The organism is Streptomyces sp. NBC_00873 (assembly GCF_045207415.1).
Taxonomy (GTDB): Bacteria; Actinomycetota; Actinomycetes; order Streptomycetales; family Streptomycetaceae; genus Streptomyces.
The window spans coordinates 639,307-663,747 of record NZ_CP108803.1 but is presented as its reverse complement, the minus strand read 5'-3'; the positions used below and the strand labels follow the sequence as shown (position 1 = coordinate 663,747).

Below are 24,441 nucleotides of genomic sequence, written 5' to 3'. Positions count from 1 at the left end.
GCAGCGTGGCGTAGCGCGTGGCGACGGTGATCAACGTTCAGGCTGAACGACTCATGGCGCTGAGGTCTGCGGCCCAGCACGTTCAAGGCGGTGGTCACACTGGGCCAGCTCACCGGGCCGATACGTCGTCCGCGAGACCGGATCGACTGGCACATAGGCGGGCCGCAGGTCCCGCACCCGGTCCTTGAGGACCGTCATCCCGCGTTCCCATCCGATCCGCTCGGCGATCACGGTGGCCGGCATCGTCGGAGTCTCCCGCAAAAGCTTACGGATCTGGACCTCGACCGCGTCCACGACCGACCCCTGAGACGGGCGCTCGTACTTTGGCGGCCGGTCCGTGGCCAGGGCTTGTTTGACCGTGTTCTTCGAGATGCCCAGATGCCGCGCGATTGCTCGGATCGGCATCTGCTCAGCCCGGTGCAGCCTGCGGATCTCTGCCCAGTCCTCCACGAGGGGCACGGCCGGGTGTGGAAGGCCCACCAGTAGGCCTCTGTCAGGTCGTGCTGCCAACTGTCCGACGACGCTCTCGCCCGCGGGGCGGGTGCGCCGTGCTGGGCAAGGTGCAGGACACGCGACCAGGTGGCGGATCAGCCCCTGGCGGCAGCCGTCCTGCCCGAAGGCGAGGTAGGCGTGCACGTGTGCTCCTCCCGCGCCACGACGCGTGTCGTCCGTCGCCGAAGTCGTTCACGTCGGCCGGGCCTCTGGGGCGTCGAGCGCCTCTCCGCTGCCGGTGAACGATGCCGGGGGGGTGCACTCCGAGCGCGATCATGAAGGTCTGCAACGCCATGACCCGCTCCGGTGACGGGTCAGGAGGCTCGCAGGCCCAGATCAGCTGCCGACCGTCCGCCTCTAGCGTCCGCCACAGCACGTCGGCGATGACGAGTACCCGTGCGTGGACCAGTCCTGGGTCGCCGTTGATGATCGGCAGGTGCACGCACATCCGCAGCAGCCGATTGCGCGCCGATGGAAGTGCCACCGCATGGTGCGTATGGCCTTCAGTGATCGTCGTCACAGCCCGACTCCCTTCACCCCCAGCGTGCAGGTCACTCCAGGCTTCCAGTGAGCTGGAGGTAGGCGTGCTGGGCATCCGCCATAAGCTGATCGGCCTCCATGCGGCTGCTGCAGCCCGTCACCTGGTATGTGGAGCCGGGCGAGAGCCGACCGAGCGCTGCTGCCCAAGCAGCGGGCTCCGCATGCCAGCGGCCCAGATCCGCAGTGTCGACCAGATCGACGAAGGGGTCGGCCTCGGCGACGCACACCACTTCGTCCAGGTCATGACAGCCGTCGCTCAGGTGGAGCACCGCCACCGGCCAGGCCGCTACCTCGTCGCCCGGCCGTGCCGGCTCCTGCATCAGGACCATGGCCCGGACGGACCGGCCGTCCGTGTCCAGGGTGCCCTTGACGCATCCCTTGCCCACAGGCCAGCCACCGGCGCGGCTCACGTCATGCTCGACGGGCACCGGACTGTCGTGCCTCCCGATGGAGGACCCGATGGTTGACTCGACCTCGACGGTGATGCGAGGCACCGCGCCCACCTCCCGTCATGCCAGACGGCTGGATCACGCAAAGCCATCAGCGCCGCATCGGCGCGGTTACGGCGAGCCTCATCGCCCGATGTGTCCAGTGTCCCGCGCGGGGCCAGGCGGTACAACCGCCGGTCCCGGCCGGCCGAAGCCAAGCTGACGCGGCTGACGGCCCAGCGGATCCGCCAGCTCGCCGAGATCGACCCGGACTGGCCCCTCCCCTTGGACCAGGCCCCGAAGGCTGGACGTACCCATCTCTTCGACTGGCGCGTGCTGGAGCCGTACTTCCGCAATCGGAAGTCACGGCAGGGCCAGCGGACAGACAGAATGAGGCCGCCGCAGGAAGGCTGAGAGAAGACCCGACCTGTGCTCGTCGGCTGGCTGGGGGTGCACTATCGATGGAGCATAAGGGGTATATGGGTGTGCGACGTTCGTGGGATCACCTCCTGGAGCCGCCATCAGGCCGTGGTCTGGTGGCGATCCCGTTCGTGCTGATTGTGACGATCACCGTGCTGGATATCTACACCGGGCGCGATGTCCAGCTGGGCCCACTGCTGGTCATCGCGCCCGCTCTGACCGCCTCCCTCGCCGGGCCACGGCTCACCGCTCTCGCCGGGGTCCTGGCCGTGGCGGCCCAGGTGTTCATCGCCGTGTTCCTCGGCGGACTGACCACGTCCAACCGCATGGGGCAGATCATGGCGCTGGCCACGCTCTCCGCCTTGGTGGTTTTCCTGCGGTTTGTGCAGGAGCGGCGCGACCGGGCGCTGAGCCTGGCACGCTCTGTGGCGGAGACGGCTCAGCGGGTTCTGCTGCGGCCTCCGCCACGCCGGATGGGGCCGTTGCAGGTGGCGTGGCTGTATATGTCCGCGCAGGACGAGGCCGAGATCGGGGGTGATCTGTTCGCGCTCGCCCGCGCCGCGCATGCCGCGACCCGGGTGGTCATCGGCGATGTCCGGGGCAATGGGCTGGCCGCCATCGGTGAGGCCTCACTGGTGCTGGGGGCATTCCGTGAGGGCGCTCACCGGTATGCCACCCTCCCCGGGCTGGTAGCTGCCCTCGGAGACAGCGTCTCCCGGAACGTGGAGGATGTGGCGGACACCGAGCACGACGCCGGCGAGCACTTCATCACCTGCCTCGTCCTGGAGATGCCCGATGACTCCCTGTCGGCCGCCGAGATGATCAACTGCGGGCATCCCCCGCCTCTGCTGGTGCACGATCGGCAGGTCACGGTCCTGCACGCCCGGCAGCCCCTGCCTCCGCTGGGTGTGTGCGAACCATCCGTCGAGGACGACCGCACCGACCCGTTCACCTTCACATGCGGTGACATGCTCGTCCTCTACACCGACGGTGTCATCGAAGCCCGCTCGCCGTCCGGAGCGTTCTACCCACTGGCCGAACGGGTCGCCTCCTTCCCCGCCACCAGCCCCGATACGCTGCTGCACCACATCCACCGCGATCTGCTCACCCACATTGGCGGCCACCCCTCCGACGACGCCGCCCTCCTGGTCATCGAACGCACCCCTTCCCACCGGCCGCACCTCACACCCCATCCCATTGGTCACCACCGGCACCACCTCAGTGGATCGCCCCCGCCCCCAGGCCGCTGAACCCAAGAACCGGGCGCCCCCCCGGCGTGTGGTGTCAGGCCCAGTCCATTCCCAGCTCCCGCAGTGCGTCCCGCTGCTCCTGGGTGAGCTTGTCCCGCCTTGTCTTGGTGTTGGAGATCCAGACGCCGAGTTTCACGAGCACTGAGGTGACCCCTGTGGTGTGGACACACCTGACAATGGATCTTGTTGATCCTGGAAGGTGTAGATCTACGTGGCACGGCCCTCGAAGTACAGTGCGGAATTCCGGTCCGACGCGATCGCGTTGTGGCGGCCTTCGGCCGGCAGGCGGACGTTCAAGGACGTCGCGGGTGATCTGAACGTCAACCCCGAGACGCTGCGGACCTGGGTGCGTGATGCCGACGGTCGTCCAGTCGCCGACGGCGCGTCGCAGGACACCGCGCCGGGCTTCTCCCACACGGCCGCCACCAGAGCCTTCAGCCGCCCCGCGTCTGCCGTCGACGTCAGCGGCCCGCTCCGCGAGTTCTCCGCGAACACCTTCAGCGCCGGGTACGCCTTCCCGCCCAGCTCGCGCAGCGCCTGGTCCCAGGACACCTCCGGGTTGTACGCGGCCGTGTTCCAGGTGAAGTCCGCCGCCGTGAACAGGGCGATCAGGGACGGCGCGTGCTGGTTCATCTGGTTCGTGGTGATGCCCTCGACCGTGCCGGTCAGCGCCGAATCGCGGTCGGTCAGCGGGCCCAGGTGGAGGCGGTTGGGTGCGTAGTCGTTCACGGGGTAGTTGTCGAAGATCAGCATGTTGCGGTTGCCGTGCGCCGCCTTCGCCGCGGTCGCCTGCGCGTTGGTGATCTGCGGGGAGACCACCTCCGGTCCGGTCCAGTAGATCGAGGTGTCCTTCTCCACCAGCTCGTTGTAGCGCTTCTTGTACGGAGACGGCGTCGCGTTCCAGTACTCGGTGGGAATGGTGATCAGCCGGCTGCCCGGGTGGGACCTGATGAAGTTTGTGTACACGTGGTTCGTGACGTATGCCTGGGCCGCCGCCTTCGGGCTCGCGTCGCCGCCGAACTTCGCGCGGTCCGCCGCACAGCTGATCGGGTTGGAGACCTTGATAGCGTCGAGTGGTCGCCCCTTGGTCTCGCCGGTGTGGCAGACCACCGCGACGACGAGGTCGGCGACGCCCATGCTGAGCAGGCCCGTCAGGAGCAGCGGGCGCCGGCCCAGCCGGTCGACGTTGAGTCCGGCGGTCAACGGCGCCAGTTCTCTGATCAGTTGGATGACGGCGGGGCGCCAGCAGCAGCGAGGTATATCCGCTGAAGCCCATCGCCTTGAGGATCAGCGGGGTGGGCAGGAAGAGCAGGGCGCTCGCGTTGGCCCCTGTGTCGTAGCCGTAGATGACACCCATCGCGGCGACGCTGCCTACGATGGCCAGCGGCAGCAGTCTTGGGCGCCGCGAGGCCCGACTGGAGGCCGTGGTACTTGTCATGACAGCCTCTTTCATCCGTCGACGTGGTCGAAGTGGGTGAGTATGAGCAGTGCGTCGTCCGTGGGCAGCATCCAGGTGCCGGTGGCCGCCGAGGCGGCCAGGCCGAGGGCGCCGCGCAGTGGTTCGCCGTTGGATGCCGCGAGGCGTACGCGGGGGTGCAGTTCGCGCAGCCGTGTCTCGAACGCGGCGAGCATCGCGTCGCCGATCCGGAAGAGCTTGCCGGTGCGCCCGATCGGCACGTGGGCGTCGTCGGGGGCCGCGGTGAGCGGTCTCGGCGAGAGCCCGCCCGGCCCGGACCAGGATGGAGTTCGCCCGCGCGTCACCGTTGCGGGCGCAGGCCGCGACGGCTGGAGCAAAGCCGGCCAACAGGCCGGCGCGCTGCGGGCTGGGGTGGATCAGTTTGGGCAGTGCCTCTGGCGGTCCGAACCGTCGAACGAGCGCGTCCAGCAGTTGCGGGGAGCTGTCCGGACGGCCGTCGTAGGCGCGCAGTGCCGCCGCCAGGCCCTCACGCCTGATCCAGGCACCGCCGCCGTCGTCGCCGAGGAGGTGCCCCCGGCCGTCGGCTCGGCGCCAGCCTCTCTCAGGGTCAAGTCCCAGGGCGACGGCACCGGTTCCGGCTGCGATCGCGGCCCACGGCCCGGTGCCGTTCGTCGCGGCGTAGGCGGTTGTCGCGTCGCTCGCCAGCACTACTCGGCGCGCGCGGAAGCGGTCGGCCAGTGCCTGTGGCAGCCGGTTACGCGGTTCGCCGCCGAGCAACGCGAATCCGGTGGCTCCCACCGCGATGGTGTCGGCCGTGCCGAGCATGCCGGTCGCGGAGTTGGCCAGCAGTGTCTCCAACGCCGGACCGACCACTTCCAGTACGGCAGCGGCATCCAGGTTGGCCGGACCGATCTTGGCGGGGGCTCACCGGTCCGTCCAGAGGGCTGGCGCGTCCGAACCCAACTCCCGGATGCCGACCCCCACTCCGGTGCCGCCCACGTCGACGCCGACCACCCGCACCACAGTCATGACTCGAGAACCGGATTCACGGCTGAGTGGACTACAGCCTTGACCGAACCTCCATGGCGCTCGAGCAGGTGCCGGGCGTGGTCTGCGGGCAGGTCGGCGAGCAGGCCCACCAGGGCTACCCGGGTATCGCCGGCGGCGGCCAGCGCCCGGCCGGCGGCGTCCGTGTCCACTGCGGCGGCCTCACACAGGAGGCGCACACTGCGGCGCCGAAGTTTGTCGTTGACCGCGGTAAGCGACACCATCAGGTTCGAGTAAGTGCGCCCGAGGCGGACCATTGCCGCAGTGGAGAACGTGGTGAGCACCAGCTTCTGGGCGGTACCAGCCTTCATCCGGGTGGATCCGGTGACCGATTCCGGACCGGTCGCCAACGCGATGTGCAGGTCCGCTTCGGCTCCCAGCGGTGCGCTCGGGTTCGCCGGACACCAGCGCGGTGGCGGCGCCGGTGGAACGGGCCCGGCACAGCGAGCCGCCGACGTAGGCGGTGGCACCACTGGCGCTGAGCCCGATGGCGAGATCCGCCCCGGTGACCTCGGTCGCCTCCAGCGCCCCGGCGTCCGCGTCGTCCTCGACGTCCTCCACGGCGTCGGTCATGGCGGCGGGGCCGCCGGCCAGGTGTGCCACGAAGACTCGGGGCCCGACGCCGAAGGTCGGGACCACTTCGGCAGCGTCGAGCACCCCGAAGCGCCCGGAGGAGCCGGCGCCGAAGTAGTGGATCCGGCCGCCGCCGCGCAGGACGTCCACGCCCATGGCGACCAGGTGCGCGATGTCCTCGCGGACGGCGCGCACGGCCAGCAGCGCCTGCCGGTCCTGGTCGGTGATCCGGTCGACGAGCTCGGGCACGCTGAGCTCGTCCAGGTCGTGCGTCGCCGGGTTGCGGGCCTCGGTCAGTGGCGGCGGAGCAGTCTCCCTCCCAGTCATGGTCGTTCCTTTCTTCGCTGGTGCCGTGCCCGCTCACGGCCCGGTGCCGCTCGACCGCGCGGTAGGCACGGCTCAGCGCCGAGTTGGTCGCATCTGGGCCGCTCGCCTAAGCCAGGCGTACGAACAGGCAGTCCACAACGAAGAGTTGGCTGATGCGGCTGACGGTGGCCCTGCTACGGAAGGGCGCCTCCCGTCCCGCGGAGCACAGCACCAGATCGGCCAATGCGGTGATGGGGGATCCGCTGTCATTGGTGAGCGCGAGGGTTGCCGCACCGCGCAGGGCTGCCTCGCGCAGTGGGTCGAGAGTCTCCTGGGTGCGGCCGGAGTGCGAGATTCCGACAGCCACATCGCCGGGCCGCAGATGCGCTGCGTTCATCAGGGCACGGTGAACCGTCGCGGCAGACGATCTCCACGCCGGGGTGTTCGTGCAGCCACCGCTCCAGGCCATCGGCGCTGCGGCCCAGGAGCACGTCGACCCGTTCGCCGGTCTCGGCGGCGGTCAGGATCGTGGCGTAGCGGTGGCGGCGCTTGAGCGCGAAGTCGTCGACACCGAGGACCTGTGGCACCTGCAGCGCAGGCAGGGGCAGCCGGCTCAACAGCCGCAAGGGCGGTCGAGCGGGAGATCGCCGCGGCCAGGGCGCGGGAGAGGCGGGAGCCTGCCCGGCCCGCTAACTCCTTCACCACCTGGCCGAGTTGGTCAGCGAGTCGGCGCGTGCGCCGCTGGTAGCGTTCGATCAGGCCGGGGACCTGTTCACGGAAAGTCTGCGGCGGGCAGCCCAGCACCAGGCAGACCAGGCGCCGGACCCGCACCGACACCACGACTCGCCTGCCGTCCACAGGCACGTCCGCGATCGTACGTCGGTGGAAGCCGTGCACCCGCCCCGTCAGCTGCCAGCGCACCGGGCACGGCACCGGCTCGGCCCGGGTCCGGGCCGACACCTGGATGACCTCGCCCTCGTCCGCCACGTCCTCGACGACCAGTGACGCAAGTCCCGAAAACATGACGCCCACAAGCTGGTTGACATCTCGCATGCAACGTCAACGACGACCGTCACCCTTCGGCACCACCGATTACGGGGCAGAGCCAAACGAAAGGTGTAACTCCCGATCATGGAAGATGCGGATGACCAGCGACAACGTGACCGAGGTTGACACCGTCGAGCCGTCTGAGGCGATGTTGTCGAAGTCTGTGGACGACCGGCTGATTGACGAGCTGGTGGGCCGGGCCCTGGCCGAGGGCTTGCAGCTGACCAAACGGCTCCTGAAGTCGGCCCTCGAGGGTGAGATCACCGATCACCTCAGCTATGACAAGCACGATCCGGGAGGGAAGGAGCTCTCGCGCTCGCCCAGGAACCCGGGGTCGACCTCGGGGCGGTCACGGCTGTCAAGGACAAGCCCGCCGGCGGTCGCTGTATGGCGGTCCGCGGTCCCACGGCCGGCGCCCAGAGACGCCGATCGACATCCAAGCCCTCGCCCCTCCAGCTGGAGTTCCCGTCATGACCCACCGCACCGGTCTCATCCTCGACTCGTGGACGACACGGAGCAGTACCTCGCGCCGGCAGCGGAGTTGGGGCTGGCGGGCGTCCACGCGAAGGACCCGAAAGAGACGATCGCGCAGTTGGAGGCCCTGCTCGGAGTCCCCTTGGTCTGAGGGGGCCGGACTTGCCCGGCGCTCGAGCCGCCCGGAGTGTGCCGGGCGGCGGGCACGGTGCGGCGGTCAGAGCCCGGACGCCAGCCGATGCAGGATCTGCGCGGCGGGCTCGGCGGTGGCATGACGGTACCCGGTGCCGGCCCACAGGTTGATCCGCTCGGGGTCGTCCGCCGCAGCGGCGGCCTTGCGCATGGGGCTGGTCAGGTGGTGCAGCGCGGGATAGCCGGCTGGGGCGAGGTCGGTGTAGCGGTCGGTGAAGCCGTTGCGCAGCGCCCTTGCGGGACGGCCGGTGAACGCCCGGGTCACCACGGTCCCGCGCTGTACCGGGTCGGTTAGTGCGGTCCGGTGGGGTCGTGAGGTGCCGGCCTCGTCGGCGCGCAGCAGGACGGTGCCGACCATGACCGCCGCGGCTCCGGCACGCAGTGCCTCGGTCACGTCCGCCGGGGTGGCCACTCCGCCTGCGGCGACGAGCGGGAGGGTCACCGCCTGGCGCACCTGACCCAACAGGTCGGTCAGGCGCACAGGTGCCGGAAGGTGCTGCGGGGTCAGCGTGCCGGAGTGCCCGCCTGCCGCCGAGGCCTGCACGGCCAGCACGTCCACGCCGGCTTCCGCGGCCTGTTGGGCCTCGGCGGGAGAGGTGACCGTCTGGAAGACCAGTGTCCCGGCGGCGTGCAACGCGGCGATCACGGCTGCCTCCGGTACGCCGAAGGTGAAGCTGACGACCGGCACCGGGTTGGACAGCAACAGGTCGATCTTGTCCGACCAGTGGTCGTCGTCCTCGATGATCCCGGCTGTCACGACGTCGACGCCGTGCGCCTGGGCATCGGGTGCGATCGTGCGGGCGTAGTTGTGGAAGGCGTCCCGGTCAACCGGGTCGGGGTTGGGGGCGAACAGGTTGACGCCGAAGGCCACGCCGTCGGCGCGGACCTGCGCGATCTGCTCGGCCAGCGCGTCGGCGGTTCGGTAGCCGCCTGCAAGGAACCCGAGGCTGGTCGCTCGAGCGGCCGCGGTGACCAGCGCCGGCGTGGTGGGGCCGCCGGCCATCGGTGCGGCGAGAATTGGGGTGCTCACCCCGAGATCGAGCAGTGGCGCGAGCGTCATGTGTGTTCCTCCTGCGGGTTGGCACCGCTAGCCTGGTCGAGCCCCGTGGCGAGCCGAACCCCGGTCAGGGCCCCGCCGGTCGGCCCCGACGGCTGCAGATCGAGACCTGCAGCCGTCGTGTCAGACGGCGGCCGATACGTGCGGGCTGCGAGCGCCCAGCAGCGCCAGGCAGTTCGTCCAGAGCGCGCCGAGCTGGGAAGCGTTGTTGTAGAGCTTGGCGAACAGGACCTGGCCCTCAAGCTGTGCGACGACGGATCGCGCGGCTTCGCGGGTGTTGCTCACTGTGACCTCGCCATGCTCGAGAGCCTCGGTGATGACCGTATCGACCATCTCGACCTGGGCGTCGAAGATCTCCTGCAGGCGCTTGCGGACGGCTTCGGTCTGGTTGCTCATCTCCAGGGTGAGATTGCCGAACATGCAGCCGGAAACGGTTCCGCAGCTCCGCTGACCGGCCAGCTGTTCGGCCTCCGTCTCCTCGAAGAGCTGCCGCAGCCGCTGTAGTGGCTGCGCGTCGCTGTTGAGGATGCGGGTCCAGTCGCTCCGCTGGATGGCCCACTGCTCGTCGATCACGGCGAGCGCGAGAGCCTCCTTGGACTCGAAGAAGTGGTAGAAACTGCCCTTGGGTACCCCGGCCGTCTTGCAGATCTCGGCCACGCCCAGAGCCGAATAGCCGCGCAGCTCGAGGAGCGAGTGCGCAGCACCGAGAATTTTCTCTCTGGCATCACTTGTCCTTCCCATGTTGCCACTATACGACCGCTCGCCTATGTTGTACTAGACCGGTCGGCTAATTGTCGGTGAGTGCCCGTCTCGTACGAACGCGCCGACGCCGGCTGTGACGGTCCGGTTCCTGGCGCACGCCCAGTATCGCGCCCGGTGCGCCGGGAACCGCACCACCATCGCCCTGGCTCGGCCGGACGCAGCAGCTTGCTGCTGCGGTGGCTCACCAGTGCTTTTCGACCCCTGTTCCCGACGGCATCCGCCCGTGGGCGAGCGCCGCCTTTCCCTCCGCTCTGCACAGAGGAGTACTGACACCATGAGTGCTGACACCATGAACGACCCGATGCGCGAGGTGCTGGGCCGCTGGAAGGCCGCCTTCGACGGCCACCGGCTGGATGCCATGGCCGACCTTTTCGCGACCGACGCGCTCTTCCAGGGGTTCGGGCCCGAGGTCCTCTTCGGGCGCGACGCCGTACGCAGCTACTACGAGGCCGTAGCGGACGACCGCAGCGCCCACGTCGGGGATGTCCACAGCTACCGCATCGGCGAGCAGATTGCCGGAGGGTTCGCCGACGTCGTCTTCCGGGGTTCGAACGGGTGGCACGCCCCTGTGCACCTGTCTCTGGTCCTGCAGCGCGATGCCGACAGCTGGCGGATCCGTCAGTACCACGTCTCCCGGATCGCCACCGACCACTGAGGTGTCGGTGCGGCTCCACACCCGCCGGCCCGGCCGTCCGCCTGGCCGTGCCCGCTTTCCGCGGGCACGGTTCGCCGGGGAGTGCACCACCGTCCCTTCCGTGCTGCCCCGCACCGCCGGAGGCCGCAATCGAATGCAGAGAGAGGAAAGACCATGAAGGAGTTCCTGGTCGAGCTCACCACGACCGTCCCTGAGGGCACCGAGCAGGCCGAGGTCGACCGCCGCCGCACGGCCGAATCCGTCCGGGCCCGGGAGCTGGCTGCCGCGGGCCATCTCGTCAGGCTGTGGCGCCCGGTGGGTGAACTGCGGAGCATCGGTCTGTGGCGCGCCGCCGACGAGGTCGAGCTGTACGAGAAGGTGCTCGGCACGCTGCCCCTCTGGCCGTGGATGGCCTCGGTGGTCACCGTCGTCCAGCCGCATCCCAGCGATCCGGGCAAGGTCGGCGGCGCCGCCTGACTTTGCGTACTCCGTCCCGTATGCGGCTCCCCGTCGCCCGGCCGTCGTCGCGGCCCCAGGGCTGATTCCCGCTCTCCTGAGCGCAACCCGCCGGGTGCTCGCCGCTCTCTCCGGGCGCACCGCCCCGGGTGTCTGCGATCGCGCCCGAATTTCATTTTGACCCGTCCAGTCATAGATGACCGGTCGGCTAAAACTGCACATCCCGTTACTGAAGAAGGTCATCATGAGCAACCCGGTACAGAAGGTCGCGGTCATCACCGGCGCCTCGCAGGGCATCGGCGCCGGCCTGGTCGCCGCCTACCGCGAGCTGGGCTATGCCGTCGTCGCCACCTCGCGCAGGATTCCCGAGTCGCAGGACCCTGAGATCCTCACCGTCCAGGGCGACATCGCCGACCGTGCCACCGCCGAGCGCGTCATTGCCGCGGCCGTCGAGAGGTTCGGCCGCGTCGACACGCTGGTCAACAACGCCGGGATCTTCGTCGCGAAGCCCTTCACCGACTACACCGAGGACGACTACAACGCCGTGCGCGGCGTGAATCTGGACGGCTTCTTCCGGATCACCCAGCTCGCGGTCGAGCGGATGCTCGAGCACGGCGGCGGTCATATCGTGCAGATCACGAGCAGCCTGGGCGACCAGCCCGACTCCTGCGTGACCTCTGTACTCGCCTCGCTGACCAAGGGCGGCCTGCAGTCCGCAACCAAGGCGCTGGCCATCGAGTACGCTACCCGCGGCATCCGCAGCAACGCCGTCGCCCTGGGCACCATCAAGACCCCGATGCACCCCGAGGAGCACCACGAGTTCCTCGCCGACCTGCACCCGGTCGGCCGGATGGGTGAGGTGAGCGACATCGTCGACGCGGTGGTCTACCTCGAGAACGCGTCGTTCGTCACCGGCGTCATCCTCCCCGTCGACGGCGGCCAGACGGCCGGCCGCTGAGCCGGTGCGGTCCGCATGGTCCGCGGCAGGGGCGCCCGTCCCTCGTCCCTGCCGCGGACCGCACTCGGATCGGGGCCATCCCGTACTGGCCTCCCCGCCGACCGTTGAACCGTTCCCCGGCCCTTCCTGCAGGCTTCGCCACCACGTTTGGATCACCTTGTGAATGACTTCCACCCCCGCACATCCGTCGACTTCTGGTTCGACCCCGTATGCCCGTGGACGTGGCTGACCTCCCGCTGGATGCTGGAGGTCCGCGAGACCCGGCCGGTCGACATCACCTGGCATGTGATGAGCCTGGCCGTCCTCAACGAGGGCCGCCTCGACGAACTGCCCGAGCGCATCCGTCTTCTGATGAGGCAGGCATGGGCGCCGGTCCGCGTTCTGACCGCGGCCTCGCAGGATCATGGCCTGGAGGTGCTGGAGCCGCTGTACACCGCGCTGGGCACCCGGTTCCACCTGCAGGAGCAGCCCAGTACCCGCCCCACAATCGAAGCGGCGCTCCGCGACGTCGGACTGCCCGCGGACCTTGCTGACGCCGGCGACACGGACACCTATGACGAACTGGTGCGAGCCTCGCACCTCGAGGGCATCGCGCTGGTCGGCGAGGATGTCGGCAGTCCGATCATCGCCGTACCGGGTCCGGGCCCCGGCACCGACAAGGTGGCCTTCTTCGGCCCGGTCGTCACCCCTGCCCCCAAGGGCGAACAGGCCGCACAGCTGTGGGACGGCGCCCTCGCCGTCGTTTCCACGCCAGGCTTCTACGAGATCAAGCGCACCCGTACCGTCGGTCCGCTCTTCGACTGACCGTGCGGGTGCGCCATGCGTGGCCGTCACTGCCGGTACCGGTGAGGGATGCCCTGGCGAATCCGGACTCAGGCGCAGAAGACGGCCTCGACGTCCGGGAGTTCGGCGGGATCGTCCGCAGGGTTACCGTGCCCGGTCTGGAAATCGGCATCAGCGCCGACCGTGACGTGCTCCCTTGGGGCCTGACGCCCCCATGTCCGGGCCGCGCACGGCTGTCCATGAGGCCGGGCGGTAGCCAGTTCTGCGGGCCCATATCGACCGCCTTCCCGCCGTCCGCAAGGAAGAGTGCCTGTGCGGAGCAGCCCATGATTTTTCCGCCTCGCGCATGGGCCGTGGTGGGTCCGGACACGCTCCGGCTTCGAAGCTCCCGGCAGCGACGGTCAGCTGATTCGTCGTGCACACCGCGGTGTCGGCGACGAGCTGCCCGAACAACTGGGCGGCCGCACCGGTGCCGTCCTGCGGCAAGGTGGGCATGCAGCCGTGCCGTCATCGGCCGACGAATCGGCTCGCTGCGTCATCTCCTGCAGGACTGGGGCCCCGCCGCCGGTCGCCGGTCGGCGCGACGCATCAGCTGCCGGGTGTGGTGCTCGCGGGCTGCGACAGGGCGGCCTTCACGTGCCTGGTCTCCTCGCCGGCGAGGACTTCGAGCCGGTCGTTGGCCAGGGCGTCCATCGTCAGTTCGGCCACGGTGGAGGCCCCGACCTTCGGCGCGTCCGTCCAGGCGCTGAGATCCGTGTCGACGAAACCAGCATGCACCCCCACCACCAGGGTGCCCTGCGTGTGCAGGGCCTGCCGAAGGGCGTCCGTCAACGACCACTGCGCCGCCTTGGAGGCCGCGTAGCCGGGGAACTGCGGCTGGCCGAGCCAGGATGCCAGCGAGAGCATGTTCACCAGCGCCCCGCCGCCGTTCCGGGCCAGAACCGGGGCGAAGGCCCGGGAGGCGGCCCAGGTTCCGAAGTAGTTGACCTCCATCGCCTGGCGCGCACCGGCGAAGTCGCCTTCCAGGAGCCCGGTGCTCGCGCCCCCGATCCCCGCGTTGTTGATGACGATGGAGACGTCGTTCGCGGCCGCGGCGACCGTGGCGTGATCGGTGACGTCCAGCCGCAGCGGTACGAGTCCTGACCGGGACGGACGGCTCGGACAGCCGCATTCCGCACGACCCCGGCACGGCCGGGGCGGCATCGGATCCGGTCCGACGTTCATATACGGCTCGGATGCAGGCGCAAGATGCCGACTGCTCTCGGGCTAACACCTGGCTTTCTTTCTGCAATCCAGAGAGTTGGTACGCATCCCTGGGCCTGTTGAGGCTGCCCGGCGCTCAGCGCGGGGCGTCGCGGCCCGGGCTCGCGGGCCGCCGAACGGCAAGTCGTCACGCTGCAGTGTCCGGGTGCCCGGGCCGCGACGCCGAACGGTTCTCCCATGCCTGCTCCAGCGTCCGGCTGAACAGCTCGAAGGACTGCAGGCCGGTCACGCCGTACTGTCGATCCAGCACGAAGAACGGCACGCCGCCTGCCCCCAGTTCGGCGGCCTCCCGCTCGTCGGCCCGTACCTCCTTGGCGTACGCGTCGGCATCGGCGAGCACCTCGCGTGCCTCTGCCTCGTCCAGGCCCACTTCGGCCGCCAGGCTCACCAGGGTCTCCCTGTCGTAGATCGAGCGCTCGTCTGCGAAGTTCACCCGGAAGGCGAGATTCATCAGCTCGACCTGGAGGCCGCGGGCCTTGGCGAAGTGCAGCAGGCGGTGGAGGTCGAAGGTGTTTCCGTGGACGCGTGCGCCGACCCGGAAACCGAGCCCTTCGGCGTGCGCTTCGGACGCGGCGTACTCCTCTCTTGCGACCTGCTGCCCGCGGGTGCGCCCGTACTGGGCCGCGACAGCGTCGATGATCGGTGTTGTACCGTCCTCGGCCTTTGGGTTGAGTTCGAACGACCGGTGAACCACCTCGACGTGGTCACGGTGGTCGAAGGTTGCGAGGGCTCGCTCAAAACGTGCTTTGCCGATGTAGCACCAGGGGCAGGCGATATCGGTCCAGATCTCGACGCGCATGTGTTGGTGTCTCCAAGTCGCAGTGGGCCTTCCGGATGCGGAGACCGCGCCGGGTCGGCGACGGCGCCCGGTCCGTCCTGACCGAGGTGGGGTCGTGTTCCGACCACGGTGGGACAGGTCGCAAGGTCCTGTCGGACGGTCGGGGTCGGTCGAGAAATAATAGACGACCGACCGTCTATTGACAACGGAGGCCTGGCGGTCCGGTACGGGGTTCGCACGACCTCGGGGCGCGGTGACGTTCACCTCCCGAACGCCGATCCGGCGGCTGGACCCGATGGTGCACACCGACGGCCGCCGGAACACCGCCGGGAGGGCACTGGTCTCGACTGTTTCCCGCGCGAGCTTGACGCCCGCGTACCCGCCGCCGATGGGGACGACCCGTCGCTGACGCCCGTCCATGTTGTCTTGTCACGGCCCTGTCGGAACCGGCCTGAAGTACCCTTGCCGGCTCGTCCGCCCGATCTGCACCCCGTCATGTCATGGCCGCAGGTCCGGTGCACGGTCCAGGACCCCGACGTGCGGTCCTGTCATGGTGAAGACCTCTCTGCATCGGGGAGGCCTTGTCGGCGCCGCGGGGGCGGGCGGCGCCGACTTGGGCCCATGCCGGGGGAGTCCCTGGGTGGTCAGGCAGCCTTGAGCTGTGCGGCGATCTTGATGACGCGTTCGGCCTGGATGCGTGCGGCTGTGCGGGTGGTGCCGTCGACGGGGTTGTTGCCCTGGGCGTCGATGTGGGAGGTGCCGTAAGGGTTGCCGTCGACGAACTTGGCGGGGTCGGTGAAGCCGGGGGTGACGGTGATGCCGCCGAAGTGGTGGACGGAGTTGTAGAGGGCGAGCAGGGTGGATTCCTGGCCGGCGTGGGCGGTGGCGGTGGAAACGAAGCCGCTGTAGACCTTGTCGGCGAGCTTGCCCTGGGCCCAGAGGCCGCCGAGGGTGTCGATGAACTGCTTGAGTTGCGAGGAGACGTTGCCGAAGCGGGTGGGGGTGCCGAAGATGACGGCATCGGCCCACTCGACGTCGTCGGGTGTGGCAAGGGGGATGTCGACGGTGGCGGCGTGGTTGGCGGCCCAGGCGGGGTTGGAGTCGATAGCGGCCTGGGGGGCCAGTTCGGCGGCCTTGAGCAGGCGGACCTCGGCGCCGGCCTTGATGCCGGCGTCGTGGAGTTCCTTGGCGATCTCGGTGATGGTGCCGGTCGAGGAGTAGTAGACGATTGCGAGCTTCACGGGGGTGGCCACGGGGCCCTCCGATTCGTTGCTGGGTGCTTGGAAGGAAGTGGTCGACCGGACTAGCCGACCGGTCGCCTATTTGGAAAGGTAGACGACTGGTCTAGAACTGTCAAAGCTGTGTGTGGTGCCGCTTGCGTCGATCCCCCGAGGTCCGGTCGCGCCTCGGGGCGGGGCCGGGCCGAAGTTGCGCGATAAGGCGGGCTCAGGAGTGCTGGCGTCGCAGATGTGCAGGGGACCGCGTACCCGCCTGTGCACTAGAGAAGTCCGTACGCCGACATGAACATGAAGAGGCACGGCCGCGATGCGGTCAGAGGGAGCCGATGGCGTGCTGGAGGGCGAGACTCGAGAGAGACACCGTGGCCCAAAGACAGGCGCCCAGGAAGAAGGGGGCGAGGACCGGTGCGGCGCAGGCCTGCGAAGTCGGTGGACAGGCCGATCCCGGCGAGCTCCGACGGCAATGAGGAAGACCGAGAACCATCTCTCCACACCCCGGCTTGACCTTCACATCGGTGTTAGGGCGTGTTCCAGGTTCGGATCATGTGGGGCGGAGACTCCGGAGCCAGATGATCGATCCGCGTAGGTGGAGTCCGGCGAGGTAGCTGGTAGGAGTCTTGTCGTAGCGGGTGGCCAGCCCTCGCCATTCCTTGATCTTGTTGATGCCGCGCTCGACGGTGTTCCTCTCCTTGTAAAGCTCGGCGTCGTGGGAGAGGGGGCGGCCGCCCTTCGAGCCTCGCTTCTTGCGGTGGGCGGCCTGGTCCTTCTTCTCCGGGATCACCGCCTGGATCCGGCGTTTACGCAGGTAGGAGCGGTTCGCGCGGGAGGAATACGCCTTATCGGCGGCGACGGCCCGGGGGCGGGTGCGGGGCCGACCGACCGGCCCACGGATCCTGACTCGGTCGAGGACCGCGGCGAAACGCGGACTGTCGGCCGCCTGTCCCGGCGTCACCACGAACGACAGCGGGCGGCACCGCCGGTCGGTGGCCAGGTGCGTCTTGACCGTCAGCCCGCCCCGCGAGCGCCCCAACGCGGCAGCTTTCAGGCGGGCCTTGTGGCGGCGGCGTATCCGTCGTCGTTCGGCACGTAACGCTTCCTCGACCGGGTCGCCTTCGGCCGTCACCTGGGCGGATTGTCCCTTTGCTGGAGCCCCTTTTCCTCCTCGGCGGCTTTCACCAGTTCCTCCAGGAGCCCGGGTTCGACGGCCATGCCGGCCGCGTGGTGATGCGCGCGTGCGACGGTGGAATCGACGCTGACCAGGTCCAGATCGGCCTGTCCTCGCCGGGCCGCCTCGGCGATCATCCGCTCCATCAGCGTCTCGAAGGTGCCCGCAAGGGCCCACTTCTGGAAGCGGCCGTAGACGGTGGACCAGGACCCGTAGCGTTCGGGGATGTCGCGCCACGGGCTCCCGGTCCGGAACCTCCACATCACCGCGTTCAACTGTTTACGCAGGTCAGGGATCGGTCCACTCACGCCGAGCGGCAGGTGCGGCTCGAACAACTCCCACTCTGCATCCGTCAGATCGCCTCGCGTCACCCCGGATGTCTACCGTCCCGAGCCACTCCGGCGGAGCGATTTGACCCAACAGTGATCTGAACCTGGAACACGCCCTAGTCCCTAGCGTGACCATCATGTCTGAATCTGCAGCCATCGATGTCCAGGGAGACAAGCCGTCGCGGTGGGCCACGCATCCCGGCCTGCGACGCGCCTTCAGCACGGGACGGATGACCCTCGGGGTGATCACCCCGCTGGAGGGGTTCAGCGGCCCGGTGCCGGCCCTCGCCGAACACGTCGCCCGGATCCAGCAGGCCGAGCGCGCGGGCTTCGCTTCCGTGTGGGTACGTGACGTACCCCTGCTCGACCTGAGCTTCGGCGATGCCGGGCAGGTCTTCGACACCTGGACCTACCTCGGCTATCTCGCGGCCACGACCGAGCGGATCAGCCTGGGCACCTCCAGCGTCGTACTGCCGCTGCGCCACCCGCTCGACACCGCCAAGGCCGCCGCCAGCCTCGATCACCTCTCGGGCGGGCGGCTCCTGCTGGGTGTGGCCACCGGGGACCGGCCCGTCGAGTTTCCCGCCTACGGCGTCGACTACGACAGCCGGGGCGAGCGGTTCCGCGAAGCACTCTCCTACCTGCGCGCGGTGACCGAGCGCCGCTTCCCCACCGTGTCCTCGCCGTTGGGCGAGATGAACGGCACTGATCTGCTGCCCAAGCCCACGCACGGGCGGCTGCCCGTCTTCATGACCGGCCGGGGCCGGCAGGAGATCGAGTGGATCGCCGAGCACACCGATGGGTGGCTGTTCTACACGCTGCCGCTGGAGCAGCAGGCGCTGAACGTCAAGCGATGGCGCCGGCTCACCCGCCGCGATGAGGGAACCCTCAAGCCCTTCGCTCAGGCCACGTACCTCGATCTGGCCGAGGACCCCGTGGCCGCACCGCGGCCGATCCACCAGGGCATCAGCGTCGGCCGCGAGCCCCTGCTGGAACTGTTGCACGTGTGGCAGGGCATCGGCATCGACCAGCTGATGATCAACTTCAAGCAGAGCCGCCGGCCCGTCGGTGAGGTCATCGACGAACTCGCCGAGTACGTACTGCCCCATTTCCCGCCCGGCGGCTTGCCGGACTCCGCCACCGACGTCGCATGACCCCGCACGGCAGCCCGCACCAGGACACATCAGGAACCGATCCCGGACCTGGCCGAGCCGCCCGAGGCCGTGTTCGCCATCGACAACCTGAGTGCGCTCGGCGCACTGGACGCCATCCGCGCGCGCGGACTGCGGGTGCCGGACGACATGGCGCTCGCCGCGTTCGACGACATCCCGTGGTTCGTGCACACCGATCCGCCGATCACCGCGACGCCCAGCGCACGGGCGAGCTGGGGCGCGCCGCCGTGCGCGCGCTGGTCGACCGCATCGAGGGGCGGCTCCCCGAGTCCGTCACCCTCCCCGCCCGTCTCGTCGTACGCCGCTCGTGCGGCGAGCCGCCTGCACAAGCCCCCGCTGTGCAGTCCCCCGTAGAAAGGAGCCAGTCGTGAGCAACCCGGACGAGTTGCTGTGCATCGAAGGCATACGCAAGACCTTTCCCGGCGTGGTCGCGCTCGACGGCGTCGACTTCGATCTGCGCCGGGGCGAGGTGCACGTACTGCTCGGTGAGAACGGCGCGGGCAAGAGCACCCTCATCAAGATGCTCTCCGGCGCCTACCGTCCCGATGCCGGGCGGATCCTGGTAGGCGGCGAGGAGGTGCGCATCCACGGTGCGCAGGACTCCGAGCGCCTTGGTAGTGCCCTGTGGCGAAGGGATGCTGCTGCCCCAGTGTGCCGCGGTGGTGCGGTAGGTGATCAGCGTTGTCCGGGGGCGGTCAGCGTCTCGATGCGCCCGATGAGATTGTCGATGGCCTCCCGGTATCTCGCCAGCGAGGCGGTGCCAGCGCCTTGTTGGACAGATTCTGACTGCGGGTCAGGGGCCGGTTGCGGGCGGCCTTGTAGCCGGTGGTCACCGCCGGGTCGGCGTCTGGGCCGCTGTCATCGAGGCCGACGAAGCCCATTTTGGAAGAGGGTGTACGCGTTGGGCGCCAGGTTCATGGCCGTACCGGGATGGCCGTTGCCGACCTTCTGTACGGCGTCCGCGGCCAGGATGCGGGCGGTGTCCACGGCCCGCTGGTCCAACTCGGTCCACTCGAAGTCCGATACGGACAGTCGTGTGCTCACTTCTGGGCAGAGCTCCCTGCTCGGTGTCGTGTCGCGCGGCGGTTCGGTCCAGGTGAGACCGGTTACGCCTGAGTCTCGGGGCGGCCCGGCTCGGCTGCCGCTCTGGCCGTGGATGGCCTCGGTGGTGACGGTCCTGGAGTCCCACCCCAACGACCCGGGCAGGACTGCCGTCACCGCCTGATCGCACGGGCCCGACGGGCCTCGTCGCTCCCGCCGCAACCGCGGCACCCGGTCTTGAATCATCTGGACCGGTCGTCCAGTGCCGCTCGCGGTTCTGCGCCGGCAGGTCACCGCGCCCAAGCCCGGCTGGCCAGACCGGGCGCCCCTGACTGGAGACACAGGATCTGCATTCTTGACCCGGACGACTCAACGTCCGTGGACACCAATCCCGCACCTCAAGCGCGAAGAGCACGTCCTGCAGTCACGAAATCACGACGCAGTGTCTGATCCCCGAGCCTGCAGATATGGACGGCTGCCTGCCCTCCACGGCAGGTCCACCACGGCCTTGCCATCAACGGCCGACCGACCAGTGCGGACGGGGCCTCATCCCGGTCAGCCTTCGGCCGGCAGTCCGGCCGCGAAGTCGGCGAACCAATCCAGCATGCCAGGGTGGGTGATCGCCCCCTCGGCCCTCACCTCGGCCGCCGAGGCGCCCTGCAGGATGCGCTTGACGGGGACCTCCAGCTTCTTCCCGGTCAGGGTCCGCGGCACGGCCGCTATCTCGATGACGGCGTCCGGGACGTGACGGGGCGAGAGCTTCTGCCTGATTGTCGCCTTGATCGTCCGCTGCAGCTCCTCGTCGCACTCCGTTCCCTCGGCGGGAACCACGAACAGCGGCATGTAGTACCGGCCGTCCGGCAGTTCGGCGCCGATGACGAGGCTGTCGGCGATCTGCGGGAGGTTCTCGATGGCCGAGTAGAGGTCGGCGGATCCCATCCGGACGCCCATTCGGTTGAGCGTCGCATCGGAACGTCCGGCCACGACGACCGACAGGTCCGGCCCCACCGTGACCCAGTCTCCATGGCGCCAGACCCCCGGGTAGACGTCGAAGTAACTCGCCAGATAGCGCTCGTTGCCGGGGTCGTTGACGAAGTACAACGGCATTGACGGCAGCGGCGCGGTCACCACGAGCTCCCCCTGCCGCCCGACGACGGGACGTCCGGAGGGGTCCCACGCGGCGAGAGCGACACCGAGCGCGGGACACTGGATCCGGCCGGATCTCACGGGCAGCAGCGGTGAGCCGCCGGCGAGCACGGAGCACACGTCCGTTCCTCCGCAGATCGACTGCAGCCAGGCGTCGTCGATGAGACGGCGGTACACCCACTGCCAGGTGCTCTCGGGAAGTGACGAGCCGGTCTGCAGGACGGACCGTACCGCGCTCAGATCCATCTCGGACGCCGGGTGGGCGTCCGCTTTCTCCCCGGCCACGAGATAGGAAGCGCCCACACCGACCATCGTCGCGCGGGTCTGCGCGGCGACCCTCCAGACGCCGTTGACGTCGGGATGGGTGGGGCTGCCGTCGTACAGGACGAGGGTGGCCCCGTGCAGCAGACCCCCGACCATGAAGTTCCACACCATCCAGCTGGTGGAGGTGTGGAAGAAGTACCGGTCGTCGCTCCGCAGGTCGGCACCGAGGCCCAGGGCCTTGAGCAGCTCCACCACGATGCCGCCGTGGCCTTGCGCGATGCCCTTGGGCAGGCCTGTGGTGCCCGATGACCACAGGATCCACAGCGGATGGTCGAAGGGGACGTCGGCGAAGCGGAGTTCCGCCTCCTTGCCGAGCAGCGCGGACCAGGCGTGCTGCTCCACGTCCGGCCTCGGCGACCACGGCGAAGCCGTGGACGAGGAGGAGAGGTGGCCGACCGCGACGAGATGCCGGACGCTGGGCAGTCCGTCCACGATCTCCGCGACCGCCTCGCGCCGGTCGAGCTCCTTGCCCCCGTAGCGGTAGCCGTCGGCGGCCACCAGAACCGTCGGCTCGGCCTGTCGCAGCCGCGTGACCACGCTGGGCGTACCGAACTCCGGGGCGCACACCGTCCACACCGCGCCGACCGCGGCACTGGCCAGCAACGCGACCACGGCGTGCGAGGTGTTCGGCAGATAGCCGGCCACCCGGTCCTCCGGCCCCACGCCCATGTCACGCAACGCCGCGGACATGGCCGCGACGTCGTGTCGCAGCCGCTCCCACGACGTCTCCGCTGCAACGCCGCTTTCGGACACCTCGATCAGGGCCGGACGCGCATCGGTGGCCTGGGCGAGGCACCGCTCGGCGAAGTTCAGCCGTGCTCCCGGGAACCAGGACGCGCCGGGCATCTTCGGGTCGGCCAGCACCTCGTCGTAGCCGCTGACGGCGTCGAGGCCGTAGAACTCCCACACCGCCGACCAGAACCCGGTCAGGTCGGTGGTGCTCCACCGCCACAGCCCGGCGTAGTCGGAGAAGGACAGTCCCCGGGTCTCGCTCAGCCAGCGCATGAAGCCGGCGACGTTGGAGTTCTCAGCCTTCGAGATGCTGGGGGACCACAGCAGGTCGGGGTCGGTGCTCATCAGCCCTCCAGGGGCGGGGTCGTGCGGGTGGGAAGGAATGTGGGGCCCGGCTCGACGGGGCGCCGGCTTCTGCGGCGGCTCACGCCCGGGGTACACGGCTCCCTCCTGCCTGAGAAGGCGAGGAGGGAGGGCGCGTGGTGTCTTCGGGCGGAGCCGTGCCGCCGGCAAGGGCTCAGCCGAGTTCGCGGACGAACTCCTCGGCCCTGGGCCATTCTCCGTAGCCGGAGGCGGGGTTGAGGTGTCCGACCGCGCCGAGGTCCACCAGGCGGTTGCCCCAGGCGCGGGCGAGCTCGGTGACGCGGTCGAAGGCGGCCAGGGGGTCGTTGGTGCTCGCCGCAACGATGCTGGGGAAGGGCAGAGGGCTCCGGGGCGTGGGCGTCCAGCCGTTCTCGCGCAGGACCTCCGGGGAGGGATAACCCTCCGGGAGCGGCGTTTCGAAGTCCGGGGGCGTGGCGAGCAGCGCGCCCTTGACCGGACGCCGGTGCTGTCGCGCCCAGTGCACGGTGGTCATGACACCGGCGCTGTGGGCGACCAGGACGACCGGACCCGAGATCTCCGAGAGCGTCTTGTCCAGGGCGGCGACCTGGGCGTCGCGGTTGAGTCTTCCTTCCTGTAGGGGCGGGAGGATGCGGGCGTCGGCGAGCTTGCCGGCGAGGATGGTCTGCCAGTGCTCCGTCACGTGATCGCGCATTCCGGGCACGATCACGACGGTCGACGGTGCGGTGGGGCTCATGACTGCGGCTCCGGGGTTGTGAGCACCACGCCGGGGAGCAGCCCCAGGCGGTGCAGGTCCTTTTCGTAGGAGAGCTTGCCGACGACGAAGGCCATGCCGCTCAGGACCGCGACCAGCGGGACCAGCTGCAGTGCCCCGCGCAGGCCCAGGTCGTCGGCCAGCATGCCCGTCACCGCGGGCCCCGGGGCCAGCCCGAGCAGGCTGTTGGCCAGGGTGAGCGTGGCCATGGCCGTCGCCGCGATGGCGGCGGGGGTGAGGTTGGCCACCATGGCGGCCGCCGGGCCGGCCGTGCCGCAGGCCACCAGGGTGCCGGCGCCGATCAGTACGAGCTGCACCGGGCCGGTAGGAAGCCGGAAGCCGACCATCAGCAGAACGAGTGAGGCGAGACTGCAGGAGATCGCGACGGTCCACTTCCGGGCCGCCAGGTTCCGGCTGAGGCGGTCGGCGGCGATTCCGCACAGGATCATGCCGGTGCCACTGAGCAGCGCGAGGACTCCTGCGGCCAGCCCCGCTTTGGCGGGGGCCATCGAGTAGTAGCGGTTGAAGAAGCTGGGCATCCAGGCGAGCATGGCCATCGCGATGAACATCTGCAGTCCGCTGCCGATGTAGGCGCAGACCACGGAGACGGACGAGAACAACCTCGGCAGCAGGGTCCGCAAGGGGGCCCGCTCACCGGCCTTGGTGCTGTGCTTGTTGGAGGCCGTCCCCAGCCTCTTCTCGGTGACCACGAGGCCGTAGACCGTGGCCAGGACCAGTCCGAAGATTCCCATCGCGCTGAAGGCCCAGCGCCAGCCGTGTTCCTGGGCGATGACACCGCCGGCCGACACACCCAGCACGGATCCGAAGGACCCTCCCGCGATGAACGCTGCGGAGAGCGTGGCCCGCAGGCGGATGGGGAAGACGCTGAGGACGACCGCGATGCCGACGCTGCCGTAGGCCGCCTCTCCGACGCCGACTATGAACCGGGCCGCGAACATCTCACCGAAGCTCGCGGAGACGGCGCATCCCAGGGTCGCCAGGCTCCACACCACCGCGGAGAGGACCAGGCTCCTCACCCTGCCCCAGCGGTCGGCCACGAGCGACAGGGGGAAGGTGAGCAGGCCCACCATCAGTGCCACGATGCTGCTCAGCGAGCCCAGCTGACCGTCCGAGAGCAGCCATTCGGCCTTCAGTAGCGGGAAGACCGAGTTGAGGACCTGCCGCGACATGTAGTCGGACAGCAAAAGCCCGAAACTAAGTGCGAACACCAGCCATGCATAGCCGCGTGACACGGCCTGCGCGGCGGGGGAGATCTCAGGCACGGCCGTGTCGGCAGTGTGCAGTCCCATGGGCGTCACCT

20 protein-coding genes, 9 pseudogenes and 1 riboswitch are annotated in these 24,441 nt (G+C 69.3%); of the genes and pseudogenes, 10 read left to right on the top strand and 19 right to left on the bottom strand.

Going from position 1 to position 24,441, the window contains the following annotated elements; translation table 11 throughout:
* Nucleotides 1-93: 93 nt before the first annotated feature.
* Nucleotides 94-459 (bottom strand): annotated as a pseudogene (locus OH809_RS03175) (helix-turn-helix domain-containing protein); the annotation flags it as partial.
* Between the two features lie 584 nt (nt 460-1,043).
* On the bottom strand, nt 1,044-1,526 hold the full coding sequence (locus tag OH809_RS03170) for an inorganic diphosphatase (protein ID WP_406424230.1): 483 nt from the start codon (nt 1,524-1,526) through the stop codon (nt 1,044-1,046).
* Between the two features lie 31 nt (nt 1,527-1,557).
* Nucleotides 1,558-1,621, bottom strand: a riboswitch (Fluoride riboswitch).
* Nucleotides 1,622-1,939: 318 nt separating this feature from the next.
* On the opposite strand from OH809_RS03170, the gene OH809_RS03165 reads away from it, so the two are divergent.
* Entirely contained in the window at nt 1,940-3,130 is a 1,191-nt protein-coding gene (locus OH809_RS03165) for a PP2C family protein-serine/threonine phosphatase (RefSeq protein ID WP_406514830.1), read from the top strand.
* A 34-nt stretch (nt 3,131-3,164) separates the two neighbouring features.
* On the opposite strand, the gene OH809_RS03160 is transcribed toward OH809_RS03165, so the two are convergent.
* Nucleotides 3,165-3,272, bottom strand: coding sequence for a helicase associated domain-containing protein (locus OH809_RS03160; protein ID WP_406424235.1), 108 nt, complete (start codon nt 3,270-3,272; stop codon nt 3,165-3,167).
* A gap of 69 nt (nt 3,273-3,341) precedes the next feature.
* Here OH809_RS03160 and OH809_RS03155 point away from each other — a divergent pair.
* Nucleotides 3,342-3,455, top strand: a pseudogene (locus OH809_RS03155) (hypothetical protein); the annotation flags it as partial.
* A gap of 173 nt (nt 3,456-3,628) precedes the next feature.
* On the opposite strand, the pseudogene OH809_RS03150 reads toward OH809_RS03155, so the two are convergent.
* The 6 genes and pseudogenes from OH809_RS03150 to OH809_RS03125 all read right to left on the bottom strand — a co-directional run.
* Nucleotides 3,629-4,267: pseudogene (locus tag OH809_RS03150) on the bottom strand (beta-N-acetylglucosaminidase domain-containing protein); the annotation flags it as partial.
* 312 nt (nt 4,268-4,579) lie between these two features.
* Entirely contained in the window at nt 4,580-4,807 is a 228-nt protein-coding gene (locus OH809_RS03145) for a hypothetical protein (protein WP_406424237.1), read from the bottom strand.
* A 37-nt stretch (nt 4,808-4,844) separates the two neighbouring features.
* Nucleotides 4,845-5,444: pseudogene (locus OH809_RS03140) on the bottom strand (BadF/BadG/BcrA/BcrD ATPase family protein); the annotation flags it as partial.
* Nucleotides 5,445-5,756: 312 nt separating this feature from the next.
* Nucleotides 5,757-6,494, bottom strand: coding sequence for an N-acetylmuramic acid 6-phosphate etherase (locus tag OH809_RS03135; RefSeq protein WP_406424239.1), 738 nt, complete (start codon nt 6,492-6,494; stop codon nt 5,757-5,759).
* 106 nt (nt 6,495-6,600) lie between these two features.
* Complete coding sequence (locus OH809_RS03130) at nt 6,601-6,870, bottom strand: MurR/RpiR family transcriptional regulator (protein ID WP_406424241.1); 270 nt, start codon at nt 6,868-6,870, stop codon at nt 6,601-6,603.
* 10 nt (nt 6,871-6,880) lie between these two features.
* Nucleotides 6,881-7,496 (bottom strand): annotated as a pseudogene (locus OH809_RS03125) (transposase family protein); the annotation flags it as partial.
* Between the two features lie 121 nt (nt 7,497-7,617).
* On the opposite strand from OH809_RS03125, the gene OH809_RS03120 reads away from it, so the two are divergent.
* Nucleotides 7,618-8,145, top strand: coding sequence for a hypothetical protein (locus OH809_RS03120; RefSeq protein ID WP_406424243.1), 528 nt, complete (start codon nt 7,618-7,620; stop codon nt 8,143-8,145).
* 66 nt (nt 8,146-8,211) lie between these two features.
* Here OH809_RS03120 and OH809_RS03115 read toward each other — a convergent pair whose 3' ends face one another.
* Nucleotides 8,212-9,246 (bottom strand): nitronate monooxygenase, encoded by a 1,035-nt coding sequence (locus OH809_RS03115; protein WP_406424245.1) that lies wholly within the window; start codon nt 9,244-9,246, stop codon nt 8,212-8,214.
* Between the two features lie 120 nt (nt 9,247-9,366).
* Complete coding sequence (locus OH809_RS03110; RefSeq protein WP_406424247.1) at nt 9,367-9,984, bottom strand: TetR/AcrR family transcriptional regulator; 618 nt, start codon at nt 9,982-9,984, stop codon at nt 9,367-9,369.
* Between the two features lie 295 nt (nt 9,985-10,279).
* On the opposite strand from OH809_RS03110, the gene OH809_RS03105 reads away from it, so the two are divergent.
* The 4 genes from OH809_RS03105 (at nt 10,280) to OH809_RS03090 (ending at nt 12,857) form a co-directional block, all read left to right on the top strand.
* Nucleotides 10,280-10,660 (top strand): nuclear transport factor 2 family protein, encoded by a 381-nt coding sequence (locus tag OH809_RS03105; protein WP_406424249.1) that lies wholly within the window; start codon nt 10,280-10,282, stop codon nt 10,658-10,660.
* 153 nt (nt 10,661-10,813) lie between these two features.
* On the top strand, nt 10,814-11,116 hold the full coding sequence (locus tag OH809_RS03100) for a muconolactone Delta-isomerase family protein (protein ID WP_406424251.1): 303 nt from the start codon (nt 10,814-10,816) through the stop codon (nt 11,114-11,116).
* 223 nt (nt 11,117-11,339) lie between these two features.
* Complete coding sequence (locus OH809_RS03095) at nt 11,340-12,053, top strand: SDR family NAD(P)-dependent oxidoreductase (protein ID WP_406424253.1); 714 nt, start codon at nt 11,340-11,342, stop codon at nt 12,051-12,053.
* Nucleotides 12,054-12,212: 159 nt separating this feature from the next.
* On the top strand, nt 12,213-12,857 hold the full coding sequence (locus tag OH809_RS03090; RefSeq protein WP_406424256.1) for a DsbA family protein: 645 nt from the start codon (nt 12,213-12,215) through the stop codon (nt 12,855-12,857).
* Between the two features lie 567 nt (nt 12,858-13,424).
* On the opposite strand, the gene OH809_RS03085 is transcribed toward OH809_RS03090, so the two are convergent.
* The 4 genes and pseudogenes from OH809_RS03085 to OH809_RS03070 form a co-directional block, all read right to left on the bottom strand.
* Nucleotides 13,425-14,060, bottom strand: a complete 636-nt coding sequence (locus OH809_RS03085) for an SDR family NAD(P)-dependent oxidoreductase (RefSeq protein WP_406424258.1) — start codon at nt 14,058-14,060, stop codon at nt 13,425-13,427.
* A gap of 166 nt (nt 14,061-14,226) precedes the next feature.
* Nucleotides 14,227-14,898, bottom strand: coding sequence for a DsbA family oxidoreductase (locus OH809_RS03080; protein WP_406424260.1), 672 nt, complete (start codon nt 14,896-14,898; stop codon nt 14,227-14,229).
* A 623-nt stretch (nt 14,899-15,521) separates the two neighbouring features.
* Complete coding sequence (gene wrbA, locus OH809_RS03075; RefSeq protein WP_406424262.1) at nt 15,522-16,130, bottom strand: NAD(P)H:quinone oxidoreductase; 609 nt, start codon at nt 16,128-16,130, stop codon at nt 15,522-15,524.
* Between the two features lie 526 nt (nt 16,131-16,656).
* Nucleotides 16,657-17,651: pseudogene (locus OH809_RS03070) on the bottom strand (IS5 family transposase).
* A gap of 95 nt (nt 17,652-17,746) precedes the next feature.
* On the opposite strand from OH809_RS03070, the gene OH809_RS03065 reads away from it, so the two are divergent.
* The 3 genes and pseudogenes from OH809_RS03065 to OH809_RS03055 all read left to right on the top strand — a co-directional run.
* Entirely contained in the window at nt 17,747-18,763 is a 1,017-nt protein-coding gene (locus OH809_RS03065) for an LLM class oxidoreductase (protein WP_406424264.1), read from the top strand.
* A 42-nt stretch (nt 18,764-18,805) separates the two neighbouring features.
* Nucleotides 18,806-19,152: pseudogene (locus OH809_RS03060) on the top strand (substrate-binding domain-containing protein); the annotation flags it as partial.
* A pseudogene (locus OH809_RS03055) lies at nt 19,149-19,403 on the top strand (ATP-binding cassette domain-containing protein); the annotation flags it as partial. The pseudogenes OH809_RS03060 and OH809_RS03055, both read left to right, overlap by 4 nt.
* 248 nt (nt 19,404-19,651) lie before the next feature.
* Here OH809_RS03055 and OH809_RS03050 read toward each other — a convergent pair.
* From OH809_RS03050 to OH809_RS03035, 4 genes and pseudogenes are all read right to left on the bottom strand, one after another.
* Nucleotides 19,652-19,825 (bottom strand): annotated as a pseudogene (locus tag OH809_RS03050) (hypothetical protein); the annotation flags it as partial.
* Nucleotides 19,826-20,377: 552 nt separating this feature from the next.
* Entirely contained in the window at nt 20,378-22,369 is a 1,992-nt protein-coding gene (locus OH809_RS03045; protein ID WP_406424266.1) for an acetoacetate--CoA ligase, read from the bottom strand.
* 172 nt (nt 22,370-22,541) lie between these two features.
* Nucleotides 22,542-23,102 carry an RBBP9/YdeN family alpha/beta hydrolase gene (locus tag OH809_RS03040; protein ID WP_406514829.1) on the bottom strand — a complete coding sequence of 187 codons (561 nt, stop codon included), beginning with the start codon at nt 23,100-23,102 and terminating at the stop codon, nt 22,542-22,544.
* Entirely contained in the window at nt 23,099-24,430 is a 1,332-nt protein-coding gene (locus OH809_RS03035; protein ID WP_406424270.1) for an MFS transporter, read from the bottom strand. Before OH809_RS03035 ends, OH809_RS03040 begins: the two co-directional genes overlap by 4 nt.
* Nucleotides 24,431-24,441 lie beyond the last annotated feature (11 nt).

What these genes read in the sequence shown, in the direction of transcription:
- OH809_RS03095 (WP_406424253.1), top strand. Translation starts at nt 11,340, where the DNA reads ATGAGCAACCCGGTACAGAAGGTCGCGGTCATCACCGGCGCCTCGCAG.
- OH809_RS03115 (WP_406424245.1), bottom strand. Translation starts at nt 9,246, where the DNA reads ATGACGCTCGCGCCACTGCTCGATCTCGGGGTGAGCACCCCAATTCTC.
- OH809_RS03065 (WP_406424264.1), top strand. Translation starts at nt 17,747, where the DNA reads ATGTCTGAATCTGCAGCCATCGATGTCCAGGGAGACAAGCCGTCGCGG.
- OH809_RS03105 (WP_406424249.1), top strand. Translation starts at nt 10,280, where the DNA reads ATGAGTGCTGACACCATGAACGACCCGATGCGCGAGGTGCTGGGCCGC.
- OH809_RS03120 (WP_406424243.1), top strand. Translation starts at nt 7,618, where the DNA reads ATGACCAGCGACAACGTGACCGAGGTTGACACCGTCGAGCCGTCTGAG.
- OH809_RS03040 (WP_406514829.1), bottom strand. Translation starts at nt 23,102, where the DNA reads ATGAGCCCCACCGCACCGTCGACCGTCGTGATCGTGCCCGGAATGCGC.
- OH809_RS03100 (WP_406424251.1), top strand. Translation starts at nt 10,814, where the DNA reads ATGAAGGAGTTCCTGGTCGAGCTCACCACGACCGTCCCTGAGGGCACC.
- OH809_RS03135 (WP_406424239.1), bottom strand. Translation starts at nt 6,494, where the DNA reads ATGACTGGGAGGGAGACTGCTCCGCCGCCACTGACCGAGGCCCGCAAC.
- OH809_RS03110 (WP_406424247.1), bottom strand. Translation starts at nt 9,984, where the DNA reads ATGGGAAGGACAAGTGATGCCAGAGAGAAAATTCTCGGTGCTGCGCAC.
- OH809_RS03035 (WP_406424270.1), bottom strand. Translation starts at nt 24,430, where the DNA reads ATGGGACTGCACACTGCCGACACGGCCGTGCCTGAGATCTCCCCCGCC.
- OH809_RS03085 (WP_406424258.1), bottom strand. Translation starts at nt 14,060, where the DNA reads ATGAACGTCGGACCGGATCCGATGCCGCCCCGGCCGTGCCGGGGTCGT.
- OH809_RS03080 (WP_406424260.1), bottom strand. Translation starts at nt 14,898, where the DNA reads ATGCGCGTCGAGATCTGGACCGATATCGCCTGCCCCTGGTGCTACATC.
- OH809_RS03165 (WP_406514830.1), top strand. Translation starts at nt 1,940, where the DNA reads ATGGGTGTGCGACGTTCGTGGGATCACCTCCTGGAGCCGCCATCAGGC.
- OH809_RS03130 (WP_406424241.1), bottom strand. Translation starts at nt 6,870, where the DNA reads ATGAACGCAGCGCATCTGCGGCCCGGCGATGTGGCTGTCGGAATCTCG.
- OH809_RS03045 (WP_406424266.1), bottom strand. Translation starts at nt 22,369, where the DNA reads ATGAGCACCGACCCCGACCTGCTGTGGTCCCCCAGCATCTCGAAGGCT.